Genomic DNA, 3,856 nt, shown 5'->3' with positions numbered 1-3,856 from the left:
CTTCGGTGGCTTGATCGGCTGGTTCATCGTCGACCCCTTCTCGGGCTCCATGTACACACTGAGCCCCGACCAGATCGACGTGACACTGGGAGAGAGTGTCTCCGAGCTGAATGACGGCGGCGGCTCCCAATTGAATGTCGTGCTGCTGGAAGACGTCCCGACAGACTTGCGCGGCCAGATGCAGTATCTCGGCCAGATCTGAGAGACGGAGCAGGGCCGGTTCCTCCGGCCCTCTCCACGACCCGGTTGCCCGGCAGCTCCCAGACGGACTGCGTGGAATGTAGTACGTTGACTGTAGTACGTGGACTGTAGAAAGCCTCCGCTAGTGTCGGGCCGATCAAGCCTTGCGGTCATCGAACCCGGGTGAAAACCGCCCGAGCCTGGCGCTCACGCCACCGCACTAACCGCCTGTTTTGTTCTCGCAACAGGCATCAAGGCTCCCCTTCCTTTTGCTCCAGCTGTTAGGATCGAAAGCATGGCTTGCTGCAGAGCCGAGCTGCTGCGCCTATCCAACGAGCGCGATACGCCTCGGCAATGGGTGGAGCCTGTCGGCGAGCACGAGATCCTCGAGTCCTTGCCCAGATACGCGTCGCACCGAAGGAACCGATCCCAATGCATTTCGATCTCGCGGACTTGCGTATCTTCGTCCACGTGGCGGAGGCGAAGAGCCTGACGGCCGGCGCCCTGCGCGCGCATCTCTCGACGGCCGCGGTCAGTGCCAGGGTCAAGTCGCTCGAGGCGCAGCTGGAAAGCCGCCTGTTCTACCGCAGCAGCCAGGGCGTCGAGCTGACGCCGGCCGGGGAGCGGCTACTGCAGCACGCCCATCTCATCCTGCGTCAGGTCGAGCGTGTCAAAAGCGAGTTCTCCGGCTACGCCAGCGACGCTGCCGGACATCTGCGGATCTTCGCCAACACGACCGCGGTCATCGAGTTCATGCCCGAGGTACTGGCCGACTTTCTTGCCGCCCGTCCCGGTATCACCGTGGATCTCCAGGAGCGGATGACCAGCGATATCGTTCGCGGCGTGCTCGACGGCACCGCGGACATGGGCATTCTCGGCATCATGGTGGGGGTCGAGGTGCCCTCACGGCTGAAGACACTCCCCTTCAGCCAGGACAGGCTCGTGCTGGCGACACCGCTCGATCACCCCCTGACCGCACGCCAGGAGATCACCTACGAGGACGCGCTGGATTATCCGCATGTCACGCTGCACGAGGGCAGCACCCTGTTTCATTATCTGGAGAGAAAGGCGCTGGAGTTGGGCAAGCCGTTGCCGGTCAGAATTCAGGTATTCGGTTTCGAATCGGCGTGCCGCATGATCGAAGCCGGCGTCGGGGTGGGAATTCTTCCGGAGTCCTGCGCGCTACGTTATCGGAGCCACATGCGCTTGAGCGTACGTCACCTGAGCGACGCCTGGGCATACCGCGAACGCAGCATCCTGATCCGCGACGACCACATCCTGCCCGGATTCGGGCAGGAGCTACTGGATATCATCACCCAATATCAGTCTGCCCGGCCGCTCCCTCCCGAGCCACGTACGCCCATCGAATCATGAAAAGGCCCCGCGTTGCGGGGCCCGGAGGCAAGGCAGGGCGCATCAACTCAACCGCTGCATGTAGTCCACGTAGCCAAAGGTCCTGACGGTGCGCACCTCCCGGCTACTCTCGTCGATCCGGCAGATCGACGGCAGGCGAATGCCGTTGAAGGTGGTGGTCTTGACCATGGTGTAGTGAGCCATGTCGGTGAACACTAGCCGGTCGCCGATCTCGAGCGGACGGTCGAAGGCATAATCACCGATCACGTCGCCGGCCAGGCAGGTCGTCCCGCCCAGGCGATAGGTATGGGCTTTCTCGCCGGGCTGGGCACCGCCGATGATCTCGGGCCGATACGGCATCTCCAGCACGTCCGGCATGTGCGCCGTCGCCGAGGTGTCCAGAATCGCGATGGGGCCGTCGTTCTCGACGATATCCAGTACGCTGCACACCAGGTAGCCGGTGTTGAGGGCAATCGCCTCCCCCGGCTCCAGGTAGACCGCGAGATGCGGATGGCGCCCCCTGAACTCGCGCAGCACCCGCACCAGCCGCTCGACAGCGTAATCGGCCCGGGTGATGTGGTGGCCACCGCCGAAGTTCACCCAGCGCAACCCCTCCAGATAACGACCGAACCGCTCCTCGAACGCCCGCAGCGTCGCTTCCAGCGCGTCGCTGTTCTGCTCGCAGAGCGCGTGGAAGTGCAGCCCCTCCAGCCCGTCGAGATCCTCCGGCGACAGATCCACCGCGCGGGTGCCGAGCCGTGAACCCGGCGCGCAGGGATCGTAGAGCGGGACTTCGCCGGTGGAGTGCTCCGGATTCACCCGCAGTCCGCAGGAGACCTTGCGCGGCGCGGCCTGGACCGTCTCGCGGAAGTGCCGCCACTGCCGCGGCGAATTGAAGCTGATGTGGTCGGCGTAGCGCAGCACCACGTCCATCTCCGGCGCGGTGAACGCCGGAGAGTAGACGTGCACTTCGCCGCCGAAGGTCTCGGCTCCCAGGCGCGCTTCGTCCTGACCGCTGGCGGTGGTGCCCACCAGATACTGGCTGACCAGCGGGAAGGCGCTCCACATGGCGAAGCCTTTCAGCGCCAGCAGTATCTTGGCGCCACTGTCGGCCTGCACCCGGCCAAGCAGCTCCAGGTTGCGGCGCAGCAGCGCGTCGTCGACCACGTAGGCCGGCGACGGGCAGGCTCCGACGTCGAAGGGAAGGACATCGAAGGGATGGGCGGAGTCATTCGTCGCCATCAGGCCAGCGGATCCTGGTCGGGATCGAGCTCGACCATCTGCCACGGCAGCCCCATCTCGCCGATGCGCTCCATGAACGGATCGGGATCGAGCTGTTCGACGTTGTAAACGCCCTCGCCCTTCCAGATGCCCTGCAGCATCAGCATCGCGCCGGTCACCGCCGGTACGCCGGTGGTGTAGGAGATCGCCTGGGACTGGACCTCCTCGTAGCACTTCTCGTGATCGCAGATGTTGTAGATGTACACCTTGCGCCGCTTGCCGTCCTTGATGCCGTCGAGGATGACGCCGATGTTGGTCTTGCCCTTGGTGCGCGGGCCGAGTGAGGCCGGATCCGGCAGCACCTGCTTCAGGAACTGCAGCGGAGATATCTCGACACCCTCGACCTTGATCGGCTCGATGCGGGTCATGCCGACGTTCTCGAGCACCTTCAGGTGCGTGATGTACTTCTCGGAGAAGGTCATCCAGAAGCGGATACGCTCCAGCCCCTTGATGTTCTGTGACAGCGACTCGAGCTCTTCATGATAGAGCAGGTACATGTCCTTCTCGCCGATACCGTCGAAGTCGAACTTGCGCTTCTCGGCCAGTGGCGGGGTCTCGACCCACTCGCCCTTCTCCCAGTAGCGACCGTTCGCGGTGATCTCGCGAATGTTGATCTCGGGATTGAAGTTGGTGGCGAACGGATAGCCGTGATCGCCGCCGTTGGCATCCAGGATGTCGATGCGGTGGATCTCGTCGAACAGATTCTTCTGGCCGTAGGCGCAGTAGATATTGGTCATGCCCGGGTCGAAACCGCAGCCCAGCGTGGCCATCGCGCCCGCCCTGGCATAGCGATCCTGAAACGCCCACTGCTCCTTGTATTCGAACTTGGCCTCGTCCGGGTGCTCGTAGTTGGCGGTATCCAGATAGGGCACGCCGGTCTGCAGGCAGGCCTCCATGATGGTGAGATCCTGATACGGCAGCGCCACGTGAATCAGGATATCCTGCTTGAACGACTCGATCAGCGCAACCAGCGCTTCGACGCTGTCGGCATCGACCTGGGCGGTCTGGATCGAACGCGGGAGTTGCTCGGCGATCGCCTTGC

The 3,856-nt window shown here is 63.6% G+C and carries 3 protein-coding genes and 1 pseudogene; 2 read left to right on the top strand and 2 right to left on the bottom strand.

Annotated features, from left to right (window positions below; all coding sequences use genetic code 11):
- Positions 1-202: pseudogene (locus AC3AYF_RS19075) on the top strand (hypothetical protein); the annotation flags it as partial.
- 410 nt (positions 203-612) lie between these two features.
- Complete coding sequence (locus AC3AYF_RS19070; RefSeq protein WP_295036508.1) at positions 613-1,554, top strand: LysR family transcriptional regulator; 942 nt, start codon at positions 613-615, stop codon at positions 1,552-1,554.
- A 42-nt stretch (positions 1,555-1,596) separates the two neighbouring features.
- Here AC3AYF_RS19070 and nspC read toward each other — a convergent pair whose 3' ends face one another.
- Entirely contained in the window at positions 1,597-2,775 is a 1,179-nt protein-coding gene (gene nspC, locus AC3AYF_RS19065) for a carboxynorspermidine decarboxylase (protein WP_487780194.1), read from the bottom strand.
- Positions 2,775-3,856 (bottom strand): saccharopine dehydrogenase family protein (locus tag AC3AYF_RS19060; RefSeq protein ID WP_487780193.1); only part of this gene is annotated, 1,082 nt, incomplete at its 5' end. The genes nspC and AC3AYF_RS19060, both read right to left, overlap by 1 nt.

This window comes from Salinicola sp. (assembly GCF_982684285.1).
This window is presented reverse-complemented; position numbering and strand designations above follow the sequence as displayed.